Below are 21,335 nucleotides of genomic sequence, written 5' to 3' on the forward strand. Positions count from 1 at the left end.
TAAAACATGGCAGGGAATAGTATTGGGCAACTCTTTAAGGTAACAACTTGTGGTGAATCGCATGGTGCTGGCTTAATGGCAATTGTCGATGGAGTGCCACCAGGTCTTGAACTGTGCGAAGCAGATTTACAACGTGATTTAGATCGCCGTAAGCCAGGTACCTCTAAGTTCGCAACACAACGTAAAGAGCCTGATGAAGTTGAAATCATATCAGGTGTTTTCGAAGGAAAAACAACCGGAACTTCGATCGGTTTACTAATTCGTAATACAGATCAAAAATCAAAAGATTACGGTAATATTGCTCAAACTTTCCGCCCTGGTCATGCTGACTATACTTACACGCAAAAATACGGTTTCCGTGATTATCGTGGTGGTGGTCGTTCAAGCGCTCGAGAAACAGCTATGCGTGTTGCTGCAGGTGCTATTGCAAAAAAATACCTAGCTGAGAAATTTGGAATCGATATTCGTGGTCATGTCACTCAAATAGGTAATGAGGTTGCTGAGAAATTAGATTGGAATGAAGTGCCAAATAATCCATTCTTTTGTGGTGATGTTGATGCTGTCCCTCGTTTTGAACAACTTGTGACTTCATTACGTGAGCAAGGAACAAGTTGTGGTGCTAAACTGGAAATCCTCGCTGAGAAGGTTCCTGTGGGTTGGGGTGAACCTGTTTTTGATCGATTAGATGCTGATATTGCACATGCGATGATGAGCATTAATGCTGTAAAAGGCGTTGAGATTGGAGATGGTTTCGCTGTTGCGGGTCAATTTGGTCACGAAACTCGTGATGAACTCACTACAGATGGTTTTCTTGCAAATCATGCTGGTGGAATTCTAGGTGGTATTTCAAGTGGACAAACAATCCGTGTTGCAATCGCTCTAAAACCGACTGCTAGTATTACAACACCGGGTAAAACAATCACGATTGATCGTGAAAATACAGATGTATTAACGAAAGGGCGACATGACCCGTGTGTAGGTGTGCGTGCTACACCTATTGCAGAAGCAATGTTGGCAATAGTATTGATGGATCATTTTTTAAGACATCGTGCTCAAAATGCAGATGTAGTTCCACCATTTAAACCTATAGAACCATAAAATATAAAGATACCTATTATTAAATTAATAGGTGTCTTTTTTATCAGTGGTTAAAATAATATAAAATTATTTAAATAAATTTAAATTACATTTTAGTAGTTATAATAACTCTGAAACTTTATTATTCGATGTTGCAATGTGATATTGGTTTCGACCATTACTTTTAGCAATATATAATGCGTGATCTGCTTGAGATACAAACTCTGAAAGACTGTCATTTAATGTTGGTGTAATGGTTGCCACACCAACACTGATCGTAACGTGCTTAGATATATTGCTTCGAGGATGCACAATACCAATATTTCTGATTAGTTCCATTAAGCGCTGAACTTGAATAATAGCTTGATCTCGATCAGTCATAGAGAACAATAGCAAAAACTCTTCACCGCCATACCGAGCAGCTAAATCTCCACTTCTTGATGCAATCGAACCCAACATAATTGCGATACGTCTAAGGCATTGATCACCTTGAATATGACCTAGTGTATCGTTATAGAGTTTGAAGAAATCAATATCAATCATCATGATGGTAAGTGGCATCTCATGTCGAGTGGCTCTTTTCCATTCGTTCTCTAGTACTTCATCTAGATAGCGACGATTTGCTAAGCCCGTTAAAGCATCTTGTTGAGATAAAATTGATAATTGCTGTGCTTGACGCATCAACTCAAGACGATTCAGTTCAATCATGCAATTTTGTAGATAGTTTTCTCGATGTTGTCGATCAGTTGCATAAGCTAAAGCCATGCCTAAAAAACTACTGAAAGTATATGTGCGATGTAAATAAGTCCAATCAATAGAACCATTTAGCCAAGTACTTGCAGCTACGCCAATCAATCCACCAGCCCAACCAGCAATAATGGCTGTGTAAAAACGCATTCCAACGAAGCCATAAATAATTACAACGGCATACATCATTGATGCATGGAATAAAACGTTATTTTGACCTTGCTCAAGTACGTTAATGAGGGTAAATGTGATTGCAACGGCACCCATTGAACCTAAACAAACGTAATGATCAAACCATTTATTAAGATTTGGCACAAAAGAAAGTAGCCAAGCAAACATAATGATAATGCCGACCCAGCCATAATAAGCAAACCATTCAAAACGCATGCCTGAAGGAAGAACTTGATAGATACCAAAGCTTAGAAATGCATATAACCCTAAAATAATAGGAGCTCTATAACGAAACTCATAAGCTGGGCAGAGTAAAACTTGAAGTGCGACATAAACCACCTAATTAATTTAAAGGGTTTATGGAGTATATAAAATTGTCATACCATCATCTTAACTTTGAAGATCGTACTGCATTAATGCTTGAGTCAAGAAAAGAAGGCTTTTCAGCCAGAAAATTTGCTGAACTTATTAAAAGACATCCTAGTACGATCTATCGTGAGCTTAAAAGAAATAGCATCAATGACGTTTATCAAGCTCGATATGCTTCTGATAACACTTTTGCTAGACGTAGACGTGGTCACAGAAAACTCAAAATCGATTCAATCCTCTGGAAATTTATTGTTGAAGCGATCCGTTGTTTATGGTCTCCTCAGCAAATAGCAAAGCGTTTAAAGACATTTCCTGATTTGGATCAAACAATGAATGTAAGCCATACAACGATTTATTCAACGATACGAGCATTACCCAAGGGTGAGTTGAAAAAAGACTTATTATCCTGTCTACGTCATGAAAATAAAAAGCGAAAAGCTAACGGTGAACCTAAAAAAGATTCTATATTACAGGATATTAAAACTATTCATGAGCGCCCAGCCGAAGTTCAAGAAAGAAAAATACCGGGTCATTGGGAAGCTGATTTAATTAAAGGTAAAGACAATAAAAGTTCGATAGCAACACTTATTGAACGAAATACACGGCTCTGTATCTTGGCAACATTACCTGATGCAAAGGCAGAATCAGTGCGCAAGGCTTTAACTGAAGCTCTGAAATATTTACCTGCAGAACTGCGTAAAACGTTGACCTATGACCGTGGACGCGAGATGGCAGAACATAAAATACTTGAAGAAGATTTAGGCATAGATGTATATTTCTGTGACCCACATTCACCCTGGCAAAAAGGCACATGCGAAAATATGAATGGTTTAATTAGGCAATATTTACCTAAAGGGATTGATTTAAATCAGGCAGATCAGCATTATTTAAATCAAGTTGCCATGTCACTGAATACTCGTCCTAGAAAAGCGTTAGATTGGCTTACACCATTAGAGAAATTTGCTCAGCTTGTTGATTATCATAAGACTTTTCAAACTGTCGCACCTCATGTTTGAATTCGCCCTGCTTCATTTCTATACTGATCTTTGTAGATCGATTCTAATTCTTTAGGAAACCAAACTAAATTTAGCCCGCGAGAAATTAACAAGTCGATTTGTTCTTGTCCCAAAATATTGGAAGCCTTCAACTTCATCTTATCTCTCACCACTCCCAAATATTTTTATACATGTAAAATAGGGATTATTTAAAAAACTATGTTGCATCGAATTAAATTAAAAATTTTTATTCGATAATAAAAAAATAATTAGTGCAAAATTCAACTTTAATTAGTCCCCACGCATCATCCATTGATCGAATTTATTAAAATCTATTAAATAATATAATGATTCAGAGGAATAAAATATCAAACCCTTAAAAACTGTTACAAATTTACCAAGAATGATTGTATATTTGGAGCAATAAGATACAATTTAGAAAAAAGCATCAATCACATACAGAGTGATTGAATTAAGTCATACGAAATAGGATGCATCGCAATGACTGCCATGAATCAATACAGCACAAAATTAGAAATCACTCCTCATTCTGATTGGGCGCAAAAGTTCTGGGATGAGCTTGTACCTGCTAAAGAAAGAGTGAGTAAACATCCATTATTTGTGGACATGGCAAATGGGGATTTAAGCCTTGAGTGCTTTCGTTCTGCATTATTAAATTTTTATCCATTGGTTGCTCATTTTCCGTCATACATGGCAGGTGCATTAGCTAAAGCGACTAACTTTGCTCTAGATGGTGTAACCGAAACCCGAGACTGGTTAATCCAAAATATCAAAGTTGAAGAAAGACATTTAAATTGGTATCAAGATTGGGCAGGTGGATTCGGTTTGACTGTTGAGATGTTAAATAACGTTAGACCTCCTGCGGCGATGAATGCTGTGAATCATTATTTGTGGGATGTAAATTTTAGAGGTGGCTTGGCTGAAAGTATTGCTGCAACAAATTTAGCCATTGAGTGGGCGACAGGTGATTGGACAATCCAAGTCTACAAAGGGATTCAAACTTATACTTCACATCCTGAAGTCAATATCAATAAAAGATCATTGGCTTGGTTGAGAGCTCATGCGCATTATGATGATTTACATCCATATGAAGCGATGGAATTAATCAAAAGATTATGTGACAAAGATCCTGTTTTACAGAAAAAAGCTTTTCAGGCAGCTCAAGATGGTTTGGCTTATTATGAGTTGGCTTTGGATGAGTGCTATAAAATTCAACATAAAAACTAAGTTCTAATGATAGAAACAGTCACATTTTTATAAAAGTGTGACTGTTTTTTTATAAGTTTGATTTTGTTAAAGCGGATAAAGTTTCTCATCAAAGTTTTCTAATTTTGGAAACTCTAAAGGCGTTAATTGATCTATATTGTTTAAATAATCTTCAAAATTTTCCATGATATTCATTCTATCTTCATCTTTAATATAAGGAACATGATAAGCAATAAATGGCGGAAGTACCTCAAAACCTACATAAGCCAAACTCCCTCGTTGGATTGAAGATAGGTAAGTCTCTAAATAGCCGTGAATTGATTTATCACCAAACATATGCTCACGACCGCCCAGAGTCAGACACAGCATCGCTTTTTTTCCAGTCATTCCGCCATGATTGTAAAAGCGTTTTCCACCATAAAAGAGACCAGCAACAAATACTCGATCAATCCATCCTTTTAAGATTGCAGGAACAGAAGTCCAATATAGTGGAAAGCTGAATATAACGAGATCTGCACGTTTAACTTTATCGATTTCTATCTGAATATCTTGCGCAAGTGTTTGATTCTTTTGTGCATGACGTTGTTCAAGTGCATAATTAAAGTAATCAGTTTGGTTGAGTGATTCAAAATCTAATTGTGAAGCAACTGGATTGAAATTCATCTCATATAAATCAGAGATTTCTACATAATGTCCTTGTTTTTCAAGATTTTCTTTAGCAGTATTTTTTAAAGATGATGTGAATGACTTGGGTTCAGGATGTGCATGAACAATCAAAATATGCATTTAATATTTGCCTTGATGAAGAATTTCATCTTTTTACTATGCCGTAAATAAAAAAGCTGTCATAGTTCATGACCCGACAATATTTACCATTTCACGCCAATGTAAATGATTAATGGAGTGTCAATGTTACTTTCTAAGTTACCAGGTACGTATGTAAATCTATTGATTGAAACTATAGAAGAATGGGGGATTTCATCAGAGGAAGTTCTTGTTGACACACATATTACATTTGAAGATTTACAAAAAACGTATTGGTATGTTGATTCGGAAGTTTTTATTCAATTACTTGAAAAATCAGTACGTTTAACTGGTAATGCTGCATTTCCAATCCTTATGGCAAACAAAATGAAAGTATCTCATTATGGAAATGTTGGTATTGCTGCAATGTCCTCAAAAAACCTTGAGCAGGCATTGAGAGTGTTAGAAGAATTTATTGGTCTATACTGTAGTGTATTCAAGCTGAGATTGGAAATTGAAGGTGAAACAGCATTTTTATATCTTACTCATATACTAGTTGAATCTGAGAGTACAAATAAATTTATAGCATTTCTTGTGGCAAGTTTTGCGAATATCATAAGTAAGTTGATAAAAACCGAATCAGATATTCTTATTTTTCTTAAACAAAAACAATCATTTATTAATAATAATTTTGCTTATAAATTTGAGCAAGTAACTGATGCTGTTTGCTTTGACAGAGAGCTATTAAATATACATTTAAAGACTGCAGACGAGATTGTTTTTAAACTTGCAAAGAAACAGTGTATTCGTGATACGGAGAAACATATAAAAAGTAGACAAACAAAATCTATTATGCGATCGCAAATCATTGAGCTCATAGAAACAAGTCTGATCCAAAAGAATATTGGTCAATTGAACTTATCTGAGGTTGCCAAGCAGTTAAATATGTCTTCAAGAACGTTGCAGCGTTATTTGGAAATTGAAGACACAACATTCAAGGCTTTGATTGCTGAAGTTAGAAAACAATATGCAGAAGCCATGCTAATTCAAAACGAACTATCTATACAAGAAATATCTGAGTCTTTAGGTTATGCAGACGTTTCTCATTTCTCAAGAGCTTTTAAAAATTGGACTAGGGTTACGCCAAAAGCATTTAGGAAGTAAGTATGAATAGATATGTAGTGTAGATTTTTCAAACGTATTAATTAAATTTCGCATAATGTATATTATGTTAAATGACTTACACCTGGCAATAACTTCATCTTTTCTATTCCATAACCACTATTCAATAACTTAAGTGATTTCTGTTTTAATTACGTTCAAATTCCAACCCTCTCATTTTTAACTAGCCTAGGTTATAATGATGGTCTTCCAAAATATTGTTGCTCTATTATGAACGCCTCCAATGACCCTCTACACGGCAAAAAACTTGCTGACATTTTGGATGAATTATTGGATTACTACGGTGGCTTTGAAGGCTTAAGTCGTAAAATTGAAATTAGATGTTTTTGCATAGATCCAAGTGTTAAATCATCATTGCGATTCTTGCGTACCACACCATGGGCACGTGAAAAAGTAGAAAACTTATATTTGTATGTTTTACGCCAGAAAGCCAAACAGAAATCGTAGCCATCAAAACACTAGTCTCAGCATTTTAATTGGTGGTGGACTATCACCTCGTTGTTGAGTATTCAAAAGTTACATAATTCGCTACTCTACTTGCGTATCTGTCGATTCTACACAAGATTGAATCAGGATGAATGATTCAGTAAAAATCTCTCTATGTCATCAATCATTCGTTCTACATCTTCTTTCGTGAATTGCTCATAATTTCCATGAGCTGCGCTATTCCTTATATCAGCTAAGGCTGTAATTTGTTTTTGCTGAAGCTTGTTATAAACTCCAGCTTTGGCTAGATCGTCATTTAACTGAGTTAATTTTTTTCTTTCGATTTCAATATTATTGTTCAAACATACCTCTTTTATAGCGGTTTCTAAGACTACGCCTGCAATTACAGCCGCAGCATTCTTGTAACCATTTTCTAAAAGAGATCTTGATTGTTCAAGTTCACTATCAAAAACTTCAGCTTGAATTATCTGTTTAAAAGAAACTAAAAAACCATTTTTAAAATCATCGTAAGTAGCTACCAAAATAGGAAATAACCGTATAAGGACTCTAGCATTTGTATCAAAACTTTGAACCTCTTCTGCTAAAGAAAACTCTTTGCAATGAACAGAATTTTCACCACAAGATAAATTAAGTAAATTTTTCACCTTTACTTTCCATTGTAAATATTGAGCATTCTTATCTTCGTCAAGGTCATAATATTCTCCAGAATATTCAGAATATTTTTTCTTTATGAAAGATTTTATAATTTCTGCTTCATCAATTAATTGTTCAAATCGATTTAGTATTTTTTGGCTCATAATATTCCTCTAATTTTTATTGATTTTTGAACAAATACTGGAACAAACTTTTCTTTAGGTATTTGGTTCATTTCACTCTGATGGTTTAATGATCTTTCTCACAATATGCTCATGAGTCGGTACAAGTCCTGCTTTCAATCCAAGTGGTTTAAATACCTTGTCTAAAACAGATTGCGTAAGTTTTCCTTTATCTTGTTCAATATCAGTTAACGTCCTACGACTTACACCGACTAAATTTGCATATTGTTCCTGAGACATACCAAGAATATTTTTTCGCAAATACGCCAATAATTGCCCTAATGTGATTTCATTCAATAAGTACTGCATATATAGATCAATAAGAACTTGTTGACGATCTTGAGTCTGATTTTTTGTATTCATAATAGTTCCCATCTTTCTAATTTAGCTTCAACATAGTCAAATGAAAGCGCTGGCATCTCCATAATTTGTTTTGGTACACCTTTATCTATTAATCTTTGTTTTAGCCCAACAAGATGACTTGCTAAAGATTTCAATGTAGTTAGAGATAAATTCGGATCGCATAAATGTGCAAGCTTTTGTGTAATTTGCTCCCATCGATATTCTCCTCCTTCCTCATAAGGACTTCCCCAAGTTATTGATCTTGTAACAACTTCTGGATCAGCTTTCATTGGAGCAAAATCATAAATTGGAGCAAGCGAAATTTTTCCAGATTGTTTTAGAAATGAAGTATTTCGCCCATGATTATCAGAATTACCAAAAATAATATTGAGTAAATCTCGCTGTAACCACTCACAAACGAATTGTTCTGAATCAAACTCTGAATCAATAGATTTCAGTAAATTGCATAGATTTTCAATCACTTCAAAGTGATTGAGATGGCTACCCGAAGCTTTATTTAATACGGAATAGACAGATTCAAGCCCATGACGATGCCATTTTTGGTTGTGCCATTCAACATCAAATCTTGGTAGCCATAATGATGGATATTTTTCACCTTCGATCAGCTTCATTTCTGTAGTTTCAATGGTATTGAAACCCAACTCTTTTAGCTCTTGATAGTAATAGTATTCTGCTCTGAGAATATTACAGTCGATCTCACTACGATTATTTCTAGGGAATTTAACTAGATAGTGTTGATCAGGTTGATCAAAGTTTTGTTGATAAGTATCAATCCAAATATTTTGATCTTTTGTAGCACGAATCAATAATTTAGGAGCTTCACCACCCGCTCCTGTTGCACCACCACTAATTGCACCCATTTGCTGTGCATATTCAAGAAAATCTACATTTCGGTCAGCAACATCACTTTGACTAAAATAACGTAAATGCAGAGTTGATTCAGGATTGATTGGTGGAAGAGCTTCTTTTATTCTCAAATTGCCTACGGGTGCGATGCCACCTTTTTCTAATAAAATACTATCTTGCTCAGCATGCGTTAGTCTTTGTAGACCTAGAAAATTCACCCAATAACGGCGTGCAGCACCTGATGGAACAATATCATCTAAAAAACCAAACCATGAACTAGATTCATGTTTTATTAGTAGTTGTACAGGTAGCGACAAACTACAGGCATGCTCATCTCGCTTGTCCAAATTGTGGATTGCGTATTCTAAATCGTAAGCTAATTCACTGGCACTTGCTGAGCCTAGTTTAGGTTCTAATAATGTTAGTTCAGCAATATCAAACCAACTTTGATCAAGTAACGCCTGTATTGTTAATTTTTTCATTGATGTAAATGAGCAATTATTTTCTCAAAAATACTCTTTTTTTTTATATTTGTGAATATATTTGCGCATAATTATTTTTTATGTAAGTTTTTGAGCATAAATTTGCTCATAACGATCTGTGGAAAATAACTTACTCAGTGTTTATTTAAAACCCTTTATTTCATTGTTATAAGGTATGAAAAATTAAATGTTTGAAAAATACTATTCCATCTATCGTTGTTAACGTGATCGAACTGTGTATCATTAAACATATTTTCTTTTTGATAAACTTCTTTTTATGAAGAATGCATTTTCTAACCACAAGCAAATTAGCGTGGTTTCTAGTTTCTCCGAACTTGTCAGTTCTAATTTTCAAGGAGATAGAAATGCGATTTGTTGGTATAGAAATCTTAATGGGGATTTTCAAGAAATCGTCAAAAAACTTCAGCTAAAGGAAAATATCACTGAGATTTCAGTTGATGATTTATTGGCTTTACAACTTTCTGAATATGGTCGTTTAGCAAGAGAAATCATAATTGCGGATATTCAGCAATTAACAGAGCTTGGCGCATCACCTACGCTTAACTTAATTCAAAACTACGAACGTGATGATGAGTTAGATTTTATTTCGACAGATGTTTATTCATTTCATGTTGATCGCTCGCCTATTCCAACAGATACTTTTTTATGTACCTATCACGGTGCGGCAAGTGAGATTCTGCCAAACGATCAAGTTGAGCAAAAGATTCTAGTTCCTGAAATTAGAGAAAAACTAAAAAATCTACATGATGGACCAGAAGCCGAATTTGAGAATTTTTTAGAAGAATATTTCTTTGATTTGCACTACCGAGCAAAACCTGAGAGTAAACCTGTTAATTTAGGTTTAGGTCATCTTTGGCGTTTGGCAGTCGACCATCCAACACAACAAGTTTTACCCTGTGTGCATAGAGCACCGATAGAGATAGATGGAGAATATAGATTGCTGTTGATTTGTTAAATACTAGAAAAAGATTTTAAAAGCTCACAGAAAAGTGAGCTATACGGAGAAGATTTTTATCACATGCCTTTGTAAAGAAAGAAACATCCAACGATCAATAACATTAAAGCAAAGCATTTTTTAAGTACGATTGGCGATAAAATATGTGCTGTTTTAGCTCCAAGCTTAGCCGTCATAAAACTCATAATGCTAATACATAAAAATGCATAGATATGTACAAAACCAATAGTGTTAGGCACATTTATATGCTGTTTCATACCAAAAAAAATAAATCCTAAAGCACCTGCGATGGCAATTGGTAAGCCACATGCTGCCGAGGTTCCGACGGCTTTTTGCATGACTACACCATAATGATTTAGATAAGGAACGGTTAAACTCCCTCCCCCAATACCAAAAATTGCGGAAGCAACTCCGATGCCTGTACCTGCAAATATTTGTCGAGTTGTTGATGGTAATACCTTACCCTGATCGATTACATTTTTCGCCCCAAAGAACATTTTGTAAGCAACCCAGATCACAAATATCCCGATGATCAATTGTAAATTTGCCCCAGAAAGTAATCCCGCAATACCAGCTCCTAAAAATGAACCAAGGATTAGTCCTGGTGTTAGATTTTTAAATACAGGCCAAATCACGGCGCTGTTTTTATTGTGGGCGATCAATGAACTAATAGAAGTCACAATGATTGTTGCCAATGAGGTTCCCAAAGCCATATGCATGATGACATCTGGTTGGTATCCCATTTGAGTGAATACGATGTATAAAAGTGGAACGATAATGAGCCCACCACCGACACCAAAGAGTCCAGCAGCGAAACCAGCTAAAGCCCCGATGGCTAAAAAAATGATTAATTCCACGAGATATTTTCTTAAAATAAAGGGATGAATAGATAGTTGGCTCAGGCAATTTCTGCAATCTGCCCAACTTGATGATAAGTACGGTTAAAATAGACTAACCCTTGATCATGCTGACCTTGTTGGATAGCTACGATACGACAAATAAAAATGGTATGTGTTCCAACTTCCTGAATCTGCTCAATTTGACAATCAAAACTAACCAAAGCATCTTTTAACACAGGTGCGCCAGTTTCTAATTCTGTCCAACTGCCATATTTAAAACGTTCTTCAGGACTCATCTTTGATGAAAACACTTTAGACATATGCTGATGATGTGCTGCCAAGACATTCACAGTGAGAATTTTATTTTCAACAAAGTGTGTATGTGAGCTAGAAGCGATATTCATACATACCAAAAGTGTTGGTGGTGAATCTGTCACGCTGCACACAGCTGATGCCGTAAATCCATATCGACCTGTAGAGCCAATCGTTGTTACAACACTCACTGCACTTGTTAGTAAAGACATTGCATTTCTAAAGTCTATTGCTTCAATCATTAACTTGTTCCTCAATTGAACCGTACCTTTTAGATTTAGCAATATCATGCTATTCCATTTCTTAGGCACACCATCTGCATGTGTTTTTAAATAGATGCGATCTTTGATCAAGATTGACGCTAAAAGAGACTCATGGCTTGATCATCATTTTGATTGCAAACCATAAATCCTATTTAGCTCAAAATATTAGTTAGATAGTTCTTTTCGAACGATTTCTGCACCTGCGCTTAAGGCATTAAGTTTGCCTCTCGCTACATGGCGAGACAATGGCGCCATGCCACAATTGGTTGATGGATAAAGTTTGTCAGCATCAACAAATTGCAAAGCTTTTCTTAAGGTATCGGCAACTTCTTCAGGTGTTTCGATATTATTAGTAGCAACATCGATCGCGCCTACCATCACTTTTTTACCGCGAATTAGTTCAATTAGATCCATTGGTACACGAGAGTTTTGGCATTCTAGCGAAACGATATCAATTTTAGATTGTTGAAGCTTAGGAAAGGCTTCTTCATATTGACGCCATTCTGAACCTAATGTCTTTTTCCAATCTGTATTGGCTTTAATACCGTAGCCATAGCAAATATGTACGGCTGTTTCACATTTCAGACCCTCTAGCGCTCTTTCTAAAGTTGCAACCCCCCAATCATTGACCTCATCAAAAAATACATTAAATGCAGGTTCATCAAACTGGATAATATCAACACCAGCCGCTTCGAGTTCTCTCGCCTCCTGATTTAAAATTTTTGCGAATTCCCATGCTAGTTTTTCACGGCTTTTATAATGTCCGTCATATAAGGTATCAATCATGGTCATAGGACCTGGTAATGCCCATTTGATCGGTTGATTGGTTTGTTGACGTAAAAATTTAGCATCTTCAACGAATACAGGTTTTTGACGACTGACAGCACCCACAACGGATGGAACACTTGCATCGTAACGATTTCGAATTCGAACCGTTTCACGCTTCTGGAAATCAACGCCATCTAAGTGTTCAATAAACGTTGTGACGAAATGTTGGCGTGTTTGTTCACCATCACTTACGATATCGATGCCGGAGTGTAATTGCTCGTGCAGTGACAGTCTTAAAGCATCTTGCTTAGCCTCATAAAGTTGTTCATCTTGGAGTTTCCATGGCGACCAAAGCTTTTCAGGTTCAGCTAACCAAGAAGGTTTTGGTAAGCTGCCAGCAGTTGATGTCGGTAATAATCGTTTCATAATCAGTAATCTTCTATATCGGTTTACACAGCAGCATAATTTTGTTCGGTGTAGTTCTCAGCCCACTGTTCGAGAATCTCTCGATAAGGTTTGATAAATTGCTCTTCAGTGAATTTGCCTTGTTTTACAGCTAACTGACTACGCTCTTCACGGTCGTATACGATTTGCGTTAAAGAGTAATCTTGGTATTTCAAACTTGGTTGATAACATTTGCCCGCTACAGAGTTAGCATTATAAATTTCAGGTCGGTAAATCTTTTGGAATGTTTCCATTGTGCTGATTGCACTAATCAGTTCTAGGTTACTGTAATCACTTAGCAAATCACCTGAAAAATAAAAAGCTAATGGCGCTACACTGTTAGCAGGCATGAAATAACGTACTTTTAACCCCATTTTCTTGAAGTATTCATCAGTTAGAGAATATTCATCTTGTTGATATTCAACGCCCAATACAGGATGTACATTTGCAGTTTGATAATATGTTTTTGTGCTCGATACACTCAGGCATATCACAGGTGCTTTATCAAAATTCGCTTTGTATGCCGCTGAGTTGATTAGGTGTTTAAAAAGCTTGCCGTGTAATACACCAAAGTTATCTGGCGCACTAAATTTTGCTTGATTTTTACTGTGTTCTAGTAATAAGACACTAAAATCATAATCACGCACATAAGATGAAAAACTATTACCTACCATGCCATCAATACGCTTATTTGTCTGATGATCAACAATTGTTGTTTTTAGCATTTCAATAACTGGAAATGCATGACCATTACCTTCGATATCCATATTTGCTGAAATAATATCGATTTCAACCGAATAACGATCCGCTTTTGGATTATCCCAATGTGCTAAGCCATTGAAACGATTATTGATCATTTGTAAGGTTTTACGTAGATTTTCTTGACGGCTCTCACCTCTTGCTAAATTTGCAAAGTTAGTTGTAAGACGTGTGCTTTCTGAAGGATGATAATTTTCATCAAAACGAATACTTTTAATAGAACATGTAAATTTTTTACTCATTGTACTACTACCCTAATCTCTAAGATAAAACCTGAATTTCTGTATGAAAGAATTTATACATGAATGTTCACATGAGTAAAAATGATTTAATCTAACCAAAAGATGAATAAAATTCATTGTTGTGTGTTTTTATGGGTTTCAGTGCTCTAACCTGAACGAGCTTCATCATGAGCTGAAAAACTATCAGGATATTGATTGAATTATTGCTATAAGGGCGTGTTTGTAATTTGGAATTATTCTTTAGATGATGACATACAATGTTTCGTTTCTATTTTTTGTTTACAACGATATAAAAACTTGAATTTTATTAATCCAATAGCAGAATCTCGTAAAAAAGACGATCTAATTTTAAGTTAGATCGTCTTTATTCATATCAGTGAATTGGATTTAAAAATTCACCGACCAAGAGAATTGTGCGATGCGTGGAGCGCCTAGGAACAAATAATCATCTCCAAAGAGGCTTCCCGCATCTCTCCAATATTTTTTATTAAATAGATTATCTACATTGAATCTTAACGTGTTTTCATAGCCATTAGCTTTAAAGTTATAAGCTGCACCAGCATTAAAAACTGTGTAGCTTGGAACTTTTACGCTGCCTATTTTATTGGCATATTTACTTGAACTGTATTGTGTACTAGCCAGTAGTCTTAAGCCTTCTACTTGTGGCAATTGATACGATAAGTAAGTTGCAAAGCGTACTTTAGGAACATTCTGAGTTTGATGGCCTTGATATTCAGCGACATCGATCTCTTTTAAGCGTGAACGAGTCAGCGCCAAAGTCGAGACCATATCTAAATTCTGTGTCAAACGTCCTTGCAAACCAAGTTCTAAACCTAAGTTATGTTGTTTACCATCAGTTAAGTAATAGTTATCAGCATTCGTATATTGATGATCTTGTTCTAGATCAAATATTGCCGCTGTAAATAACATAGATGGTAATTGATGCTTGAATCCCAGTTCATATTGGGTGGATTTGATTGGAGCAAGTGTTTCAAATGCATTACCGACAATCCCTTTTTCTTCATTACCGAAGGCATACCATGGCGCTTGTCCGCCATCACTTAGACCTTTGCTAAATGATGTGTAAACTTGCGTATTTTCCCAAGGTTGGTACATCACTGCAAATTGTGGCAAGAATCGGTTTAAATCTGTATCACGAATCTTATTCGCTGCCGCATCATAAGCTTTCTCATCTAAAGAAAGGATTTTTCCACCCATATGAACTGACCATGCGTCATTGAAACGGATTTGGTCTAGTAGATTTAATGCGGTTTGCTGACTATCAAGAGATTTGTAATGATTACCTAGGTTTTTTGTACTTGGCTTATATGTGATTGGGTCATTATATATGTTTCCTATAGATTCTTTAGGTACATCATTTACTAATTGGAAGATTGCATCATATTGAGCACGTCGTTTATAGGTATGAGATAACTCGACATTTAAGCTATGCTGCCATGTCCCTGTTGCGAACTTGCCGTTTAATCCTGTTTTAAATTGATTTGTTAAATAACTATCATCTGGACTACGGAAATCATAAATATCGTAGTTACCTTTTTGATCAAAGGTATTGCCTAAACCTGTAAATTCACAAATCTCACTATAACAACCCCACGGGAATGCTGAATAGTCATCAACGACTACACGGCTTTGCGAAGCGGATAAGTTTGCTGTCCAATCATCATTGAGACGATGCGTATATTTTAAACTCGTATTCAGACTTTCATTAGTAACGGGTTTACTCCAACTTTGATAACCCAGTAAACGATCCCATTCCACATTAGTCGGTACAATTTTTCCATCTAATAATTGATAGCCTGGTACCGAGCGCTGACCTTGGCGTTGTGATTCAATATCAAACTCAAGTTTTGAATCATCAGAAATCTTCCAGTCCAAAGCAACTGAACCAAAAAGTCGCTTCCCATTTGTATGCTCTACATACGGATGAATCTCTTCGTGAGCTAAATTGATTCGATAGCCAAATTGTTGATTTTCACCCACGATATCGCCTATATCTGTTGCGATACGATAACCACCCTGACTATCTGTTTCTAAGGTAACTGAACGAATATCCTTTGGACGTTTAGTCACGTAGTTAACTATTCCACCTGGCGTAGACATACCACTTTGGATTGCGCTGATACCCTTTAAGATCTCGACTTGTTCTTTATTTTCTAGCGCAACATTTTGTTCGCCTCTAAGTAAGTTGCCATTCAGTAGATAACTTGAACCTAGATTGAGCGCGAAACCACGCATAATAAAGTTTGAGTAATAGCCAATAGGCGCATAACCATCCCCTACAGCAGCATCATTTTTCACAACGTCAGCCAGTGTTTTAGCATGCTGATCAGCAATGCGTTCGGCAGTAATCGTGCTCACTGAAGCAGGAATTTTGGCAACGGTTTGTTGATTAAAACCTGATAAATTGATTTGAGGTTGGTAGTACACACTTTGAATGGATTGTGCTGCTAAAGTGATAGTTGGAAGTTGCGAAACAGTGTTTTCATCTTCTGCATTTGCGACGACTGAGCTTAGTCCCATACACGAAAATGAACCAACGGTTAGAAGCGCTTTTTGTAAACGAGAAAATGAAAATGGATAAGTTTTCACAGTAGTTGCCTAACCCCAAAAAAGATAATGGTATAACCTGAATTTTCGAGGCTGAGTATTCACAATTTTTGATGCTTGAACAAGCGCCTTTGCTTACATATATCTGAATTTTTAGCTACTCCGATAATCCGACAAACAAAATGACCAGTTCAGCCAAACCGTGTTAGTATTTGAAAATGACAATTCATCATGTCAAATTAAAAAGAAAGGAATTGCTATGCTAAAAATGCAACAAATCAACATCACTCAAGAATTCAATGCCCCTGTCGAAAAGGTATTTGCGATCCTCAGCGAACATGAAAATTTGAATAAGCTCTTCGCTCCAGCAAAAGTGACTCGTTTGAGTGATGGTCAAGATGCACGTAATGGGGTTGGTTCAGCGCGTAAGTTATCTATACCACTCACACCTTCATTTGTTGAAACAAATTTAGTCTATAGAGAAAATGAATTGATTGAATACGCGATTACCAGTGGTATTGCACCAATTAAAGCGCATCGCGGCGTAATGAAGTTTACTGATTTGGGAAATAATCGTAGTCGTTTGGACTATACGATTAGCTTTAAGGGTCGTGTGCCTTTTATTGGGCCAATTATCAAATTGGCATTACAAAATGGTGTGAGCCGTGGACTTAAAAAACTAAAAGTATAAGTTTTAGAGAAATTTCGTATTCTCTAATTTGAATCTTAACTCCCATAATTTCTGATTGTGGGAGTTTTTATTTGCTGTATAGATCAACTTTTCTTTCAAAATTAATTTCTAAAATAACATTCAGCTTATTTTTACGATAAATTAGATCTATTCAATAATTTACTTAGGAAAAGCGATGACTCTTAAGCAGCTAAAGGCATTTTTAGCACTTGCGCGTACTTTAAATTATGCCAATGCTTCGCTGGAACTGCACTTAAGTCAATCTGCTTTAAGTCTAAGTATAAAAAGTTTAGAAGATGAACTCGGCGGTAAGTTGTTTAATCGAAATACACGTCGTGTTGAACTGACTCAAGAAGGCAAATCTCTCATTCCCTACGCAAAAAAATTATTGGCAAATTGGGATGAAATGGAAAATGACGTTAAACAACGCTTTAAATTAAATCGCGGCACACTCAGTATCGCCTCGATGCCCTTTTTTACCCATGCGATCTTGCCTGATGTGATTCATTCTTTTTTATCTGAGCATCCAAACCTTAATTTTTCGATCCATGATATTCCAAATGAAACCATTATAGAAAAAGTTCAAGATGGCATCTTTGAGCTAGGTATTTGTTTTGAACCAGAACTGACCGAAGGCTTAGAGTTTGTGTCTTTGTTTGATGAAGACTTTCTCGCCTTACTTCCTAAAAATCATCTCTTAGCAGACAAAGCACGTATTTCGTGGCAACAATTGTTTGCTAATCCTTTTATTACCCTACAAAAGCCATCGATTGTTCGTCACTTGGTTGAGCAAAACTGTTTGCGCAACAATATGACTTTGGATTTGAAAATTGAGTGTCATCAGATTTCTTCATTATCTAGTTTTGTTGCACATGGTATTGGGGTAAGCGCGATTCCACGTCATTTTGCCAAGCATATAGACTTAACAGAGAATGTATTACTCGAACTGGAAGATGGAACCATCCATAAAACGGTTGGTATCGTCTATAAAAAGAATTTTGAAATATCACATATTTCGGCACAATTTATTCAGTCATTGAAAAGGTATAAATTTTAAATAACTCATTATTGCAATTGGTCTTATATTTTTCACTTGTAAATAAATATATTTATTATTAATAATTTCAATAATTTATAATCTTAAGTTTATTGTTTTTTTAGATTAAAATCTGTCCAAATAAATCAATTTATTAATTAAACTCATTAATCCTTGAGAAAAATCAACTTCTATCTACCTAGTCCTAATGCTAAAACTAAATCACTAAGGGACGATGGGACAATAATAGAATGAATAAGGTATATGCCAGTGCTGAGGCTGCAATCAAAGATGTGGTTGCTAATAACCAAACCCTTGCCGTGGGCGGTTTTGGGTTATGTGGAATTCCTGAACAGCTTATTGTGGCGGTTAAAGAAAGTGGTGTAACAGGTCTGACTTGTATTTCAAATAATGCAGGTGTTGATGATTTTGGCTTAGGTATTTTATTGCATACCAAACAGATCAAAAAAATGATCTCATCTTATGTGGGTGAAAATAAAGAATTTGAACGTCAATATCTAAATGGCGAGCTTGAAGTTGAATTAACTCCACAAGGAACATTAGCTGAAAAATTACGTGCTGGTGGTGCTGGTATTCCAGCTTTTTATACGAAAACTGGTGTAGGAACTCTGATTGCTGAAGGCAAAGAAGAACGTAATTTTCATGGTAAAAAATACATTTTAGAAGAATCGCTTACTGCTGATGTTTCTCTTATTAAAGCTTACAAAGCAGATAAAGCTGGAAATTTAATATTCCGTAAGACGGCTCAGAATTTTAATCCTGAATGTGCAATGGCTGGGAAAATCACCATTGCTGAAGTGGAACAAATCGTTGAGATTGGTGAATTAGATCCAGATGAAATCCATTTACCAGGGATTTATGTGAATCGCATTATTTTAAATGCATCACCAGAAAAACGTATCGAACAAAAAACTTTAAGCATGGAGGCAGTTTAAAATGGCTTGGTCACGTAATGAAATGGCACAGCGTGCTGCACAAGAACTCGAAGATGGCTTCTATGTGAACTTGGGTATTGGCTTACCTACACTTGTTGCCAACTATATTCCAAAAAACATGAATGTATGGTTGCAGTCTGAAAATGGGCTGCTTGGTATCGGCGCATTTCCTACTGAAGAAACCTTAGATGCAGATTTGATCAATGCTGGAAAGCAAACGATTACTGCACGTGCAGGTGCGGCATTTTTCTCAAGTTCAGAATCTTTCGCAATGATCCGTGGCGGTCATGTCAATATTGCGATTTTAGGCGCTATGGAAGTTTCTGAACAAGGCGACTTAGCCAATTGGATGATTCCAGGTAAGAAAGTCAAAGGCATGGGCGGTGCGATGGACTTGGTTGCAGGTGTTCAAAAAGTTGTGGTTCTGATGGAACACTGTGCGAAAGATGGTACGCCTAAAATTGTGAAAAACTGTAGCTTACCACTGACAGGTCAAGCCGTTGTTCATCGTGTAATAACGGATTTAGGTGTCATGGATATTACGTCTGGAGGTGTTGAGCTGATTGAACTCGCAAAAGATGTGACGCTGGAACAAATTCGGGCAGTAACAGGTGTGCCGCTAACTTTTGATAAATCTTTAGTGGCATAAATGAGATGAGATATTCTGCTCTAGTCTGTTGAACTGGAGCAGTTTTATGACAGCATACATTTAAAGAGATATAAAAATGAGTTCTATTGTTATTGTGTCAGGTAGTCGTACCGCGATGGGCGGTTTTCAAGGTAGCCTTGCTAGTTTAACTGCTCCAGAATTAGGTGCTGCTGTAATCCGTGAGTCTATCCAGCGTGCTGGTATTGCACCAGAGCAAGTCAATGAAGTGATTTTTGGTTGTGTATTGAGTGCAGGCATTGGTCAAGGTCCTGCTCGTCAAGCAATGCGTAAAGCTGGAGTTCCAGATCATGTTGGCGCAGTGACCATCAATAAACTATGTGGTTCTGCGATGAAAGCAGTATTGATGGCATCAGATGCTTTAAAAGCTGGTAGTGCAAATATTGTGGTTGCGGGCGGTATGGAATCAATGACCAATGCACCATATATCTTACCTAAAGCACGTGGTGGCTATCGTATGGGACATGGTGAAATCAAAGATCATATGTTCTTGGATGGTTTAGAAGATGCTGAAACGGGTCGTTTAATGGGTTCATTTGCTCAGGATATGGCAAATACCAAGGGCTTCACCCGTGAGCAAATGGATAACTTTGCGATTTCTTCACTCAAAAAAGCTCAAACAGCGATTACAGAAGGATATTTCAAAGATGAAATCGTCGCTGTAGAAGTTAAAACACGTAAAGGTGTTGAGGTGATTGACCAAGATGAGCAACCTCTGAAAGCAAATCTTGATAAGATTCCGACACTACGCCCTGCTTTTAGCAAAGACGGTACGATTACGGCAGCCAATTCGAGTTCGATTTCCGATGGTGCTGCGGCTTTAGTACTTTCTACAGAAGATTATGCACAAGCAAATGATCTAAATGTATTGGCTAAGATTGTAGCTACTTCGAGTCATTCGCAACATCCAAGTGAGTTTACGATTGCTCCAATTAGTGCGATTCAAAAAGTACTTGATCGTGCTGGCTGGTCGGTTGAAGATGTCGATGCATGGGAAATCAATGAAGCTTTCGCGATGGTTGCTATGGCTCCGATTCATGAGTTAGGTATTGATGAAGCCAAAGTCAATATTCACGGTGGCGCATGTGCCTTAGGTCATCCGATTGGTGCCACAGGTTCACGTATTATTCTTTCATTGATCTATGCATTAAAACGTCTAGGCAAGAAGAAAGGCGTCGCTGCATTATGTATTGGTGGCGGTGAAGCAACGGCTGTTGCAATTGAAATCTAAATTATCAAATATCAATAAAGCATCTCAATCGAGATGCTTTTTTTGCATAAAAATGATGTGTGGAAAAGGTTTGATCTAATTTAGATTCATTTTTCTTTCTAGATTGAATGAAAAAACA

The 21,335-nt window shown here is 36.4% G+C and carries 20 protein-coding genes and 2 pseudogenes; 11 read left to right on the top strand and 11 right to left on the bottom strand.

The features are described from left to right. Positions 1 to 6: 6 nt before the first annotated feature. Positions 7 to 1,098, top strand: coding sequence for a chorismate synthase (gene aroC, locus R2H34_RS08785; protein WP_004954434.1), 1,092 nt, complete (start codon positions 7 to 9; stop codon positions 1,096 to 1,098). 99 nt (positions 1,099 to 1,197) lie between these two features. Here aroC and R2H34_RS08790 read toward each other — a convergent pair. Beyond that, positions 1,198 to 2,298: pseudogene (locus tag R2H34_RS08790) on the bottom strand (GGDEF domain-containing protein); the annotation flags it as partial. 113 nt (positions 2,299 to 2,411) lie between these two features. On the opposite strand from R2H34_RS08790, the gene R2H34_RS08795 reads away from it, so the two are divergent. After that, complete coding sequence (locus R2H34_RS08795) at positions 2,412 to 3,380, top strand: IS30 family transposase (protein ID WP_014538385.1); 969 nt, start codon at positions 2,412 to 2,414, stop codon at positions 3,378 to 3,380. Positions 3,381 to 3,388: 8 nt separating this feature from the next. Here R2H34_RS08795 and R2H34_RS08800 read toward each other — a convergent pair. After that, positions 3,389 to 3,517, bottom strand: a pseudogene (locus tag R2H34_RS08800) (GGDEF domain-containing protein); the annotation flags it as partial. 343 nt (positions 3,518 to 3,860) lie between these two features. Between R2H34_RS08800 and R2H34_RS08805 the strand changes: the two are divergent. Continuing rightward, positions 3,861 to 4,607: a TenA family transcriptional regulator gene (locus R2H34_RS08805; protein WP_004954430.1), complete on the top strand. Its 747-nt coding sequence runs from the start codon at positions 3,861 to 3,863 to the stop codon at positions 4,605 to 4,607. A gap of 66 nt (positions 4,608 to 4,673) precedes the next feature. Here R2H34_RS08805 and R2H34_RS08810 read toward each other — a convergent pair whose 3' ends face one another. Next, on the bottom strand, positions 4,674 to 5,372 hold the full coding sequence (locus tag R2H34_RS08810) for an NAD(P)H-dependent oxidoreductase (RefSeq protein WP_087539328.1): 699 nt from the start codon (positions 5,370 to 5,372) through the stop codon (positions 4,674 to 4,676). 123 nt (positions 5,373 to 5,495) lie between these two features. Here R2H34_RS08810 and R2H34_RS08815 point away from each other — a divergent pair, with 123 nt between their 5' ends. Both R2H34_RS08815 and R2H34_RS08820 read left to right on the top strand, forming a co-directional pair. Next, positions 5,496 to 6,494, top strand: coding sequence for an AraC family transcriptional regulator (locus R2H34_RS08815; protein WP_004915828.1), 999 nt, complete (start codon positions 5,496 to 5,498; stop codon positions 6,492 to 6,494). A 228-nt stretch (positions 6,495 to 6,722) separates the two neighbouring features. Next, complete coding sequence (locus tag R2H34_RS08820) at positions 6,723 to 6,959, top strand: VF530 family DNA-binding protein (protein WP_004961824.1); 237 nt, start codon at positions 6,723 to 6,725, stop codon at positions 6,957 to 6,959. A gap of 122 nt (positions 6,960 to 7,081) precedes the next feature. On the opposite strand, the gene R2H34_RS08825 is transcribed toward R2H34_RS08820, so the two are convergent. The 3 genes from R2H34_RS08825 to R2H34_RS08835 form a co-directional block, all read right to left on the bottom strand. Next, positions 7,082 to 7,756, bottom strand: coding sequence for a HEPN domain-containing protein (locus R2H34_RS08825; protein ID WP_004961827.1), 675 nt, complete (start codon positions 7,754 to 7,756; stop codon positions 7,082 to 7,084). A gap of 72 nt (positions 7,757 to 7,828) precedes the next feature. Beyond that, a complete protein-coding gene (locus R2H34_RS08830) occupies positions 7,829 to 8,137 on the bottom strand; it encodes a helix-turn-helix domain-containing protein (protein ID WP_004954417.1) in 309 nt (102 codons plus the stop codon). Continuing rightward, positions 8,134 to 9,465, bottom strand: coding sequence for a type II toxin-antitoxin system HipA family toxin (locus tag R2H34_RS08835; RefSeq protein WP_004961830.1), 1,332 nt, complete (start codon positions 9,463 to 9,465; stop codon positions 8,134 to 8,136). Before R2H34_RS08835 ends, R2H34_RS08830 begins: the two co-directional genes overlap by 4 nt. A gap of 277 nt (positions 9,466 to 9,742) precedes the next feature. Between R2H34_RS08835 and R2H34_RS08840 the strand changes: the two genes are divergently transcribed. Then, entirely contained in the window at positions 9,743 to 10,441 is a 699-nt protein-coding gene (locus tag R2H34_RS08840) for a DUF1826 domain-containing protein (RefSeq protein WP_004961833.1), read from the top strand. A gap of 59 nt (positions 10,442 to 10,500) precedes the next feature. On the opposite strand, the gene R2H34_RS08845 is transcribed toward R2H34_RS08840, so the two are convergent. The 5 genes from R2H34_RS08845 to R2H34_RS08865 form a co-directional block, all read right to left on the bottom strand. Continuing rightward, positions 10,501 to 11,298 (bottom strand): sulfite exporter TauE/SafE family protein, encoded by a 798-nt coding sequence (locus tag R2H34_RS08845; protein ID WP_004961834.1) that lies wholly within the window; start codon positions 11,296 to 11,298, stop codon positions 10,501 to 10,503. Between the two features lie 41 nt (positions 11,299 to 11,339). Then, positions 11,340 to 11,834 carry a flavin reductase gene (locus tag R2H34_RS08850; RefSeq protein WP_004961839.1) on the bottom strand — a complete coding sequence of 165 codons (495 nt, stop codon included), beginning with the start codon at positions 11,832 to 11,834 and terminating at the stop codon, positions 11,340 to 11,342. Between the two features lie 186 nt (positions 11,835 to 12,020). Further along, complete coding sequence (locus R2H34_RS08855; RefSeq protein ID WP_004911103.1) at positions 12,021 to 13,049, bottom strand: methionine synthase; 1,029 nt, start codon at positions 13,047 to 13,049, stop codon at positions 12,021 to 12,023. A gap of 23 nt (positions 13,050 to 13,072) precedes the next feature. Further along, the gene (locus R2H34_RS08860) at positions 13,073 to 14,068 is read right to left on the bottom strand and encodes a DUF1852 domain-containing protein (protein WP_279979369.1); all 996 of its coding nucleotides are present in this window, start codon (positions 14,066 to 14,068) and stop codon (positions 13,073 to 13,075) included. A gap of 387 nt (positions 14,069 to 14,455) precedes the next feature. Continuing rightward, positions 14,456 to 16,678 carry a TonB-dependent siderophore receptor gene (locus R2H34_RS08865; RefSeq protein ID WP_318342237.1) on the bottom strand — a complete coding sequence of 741 codons (2,223 nt, stop codon included), beginning with the start codon at positions 16,676 to 16,678 and terminating at the stop codon, positions 14,456 to 14,458. Positions 16,679 to 16,895: 217 nt separating this feature from the next. Here R2H34_RS08865 and R2H34_RS08870 point away from each other — a divergent pair, with 217 nt between their 5' ends. The 5 genes from R2H34_RS08870 to R2H34_RS08890 all read left to right on the top strand — a co-directional run bounded on the left by R2H34_RS08870 (position 16,896) and on the right by R2H34_RS08890 (position 21,217). Further along, a complete protein-coding gene (locus tag R2H34_RS08870) occupies positions 16,896 to 17,327 on the top strand; it encodes an SRPBCC family protein (protein WP_004911109.1) in 432 nt (143 codons plus the stop codon). A gap of 175 nt (positions 17,328 to 17,502) precedes the next feature. Further along, positions 17,503 to 18,384: a LysR family transcriptional regulator gene (locus R2H34_RS08875; protein WP_075696506.1), complete on the top strand. Its 882-nt coding sequence runs from the start codon at positions 17,503 to 17,505 to the stop codon at positions 18,382 to 18,384. Positions 18,385 to 18,614: 230 nt separating this feature from the next. Continuing rightward, positions 18,615 to 19,319: a CoA transferase subunit A gene (locus R2H34_RS08880; RefSeq protein WP_039048228.1), complete on the top strand. Its 705-nt coding sequence runs from the start codon at positions 18,615 to 18,617 to the stop codon at positions 19,317 to 19,319. A 1-nt stretch (position 19,320) separates the two neighbouring features. Continuing rightward, the gene (locus R2H34_RS08885) at positions 19,321 to 19,968 is read left to right on the top strand and encodes a CoA transferase subunit B (protein WP_004911117.1); all 648 of its coding nucleotides are present in this window, start codon (positions 19,321 to 19,323) and stop codon (positions 19,966 to 19,968) included. A gap of 76 nt (positions 19,969 to 20,044) precedes the next feature. Further along, complete coding sequence (locus tag R2H34_RS08890) at positions 20,045 to 21,217, top strand: thiolase family protein (RefSeq protein ID WP_125318749.1); 1,173 nt, start codon at positions 20,045 to 20,047, stop codon at positions 21,215 to 21,217. The last annotated feature ends 118 nt before the right edge of the window (positions 21,218 to 21,335 follow it).

The organism is Acinetobacter sp. 16, assembly GCF_033439925.1.
GTDB classification, from domain to species: domain Bacteria; phylum Pseudomonadota; class Gammaproteobacteria; order Pseudomonadales; family Moraxellaceae; genus Acinetobacter; species Acinetobacter junii.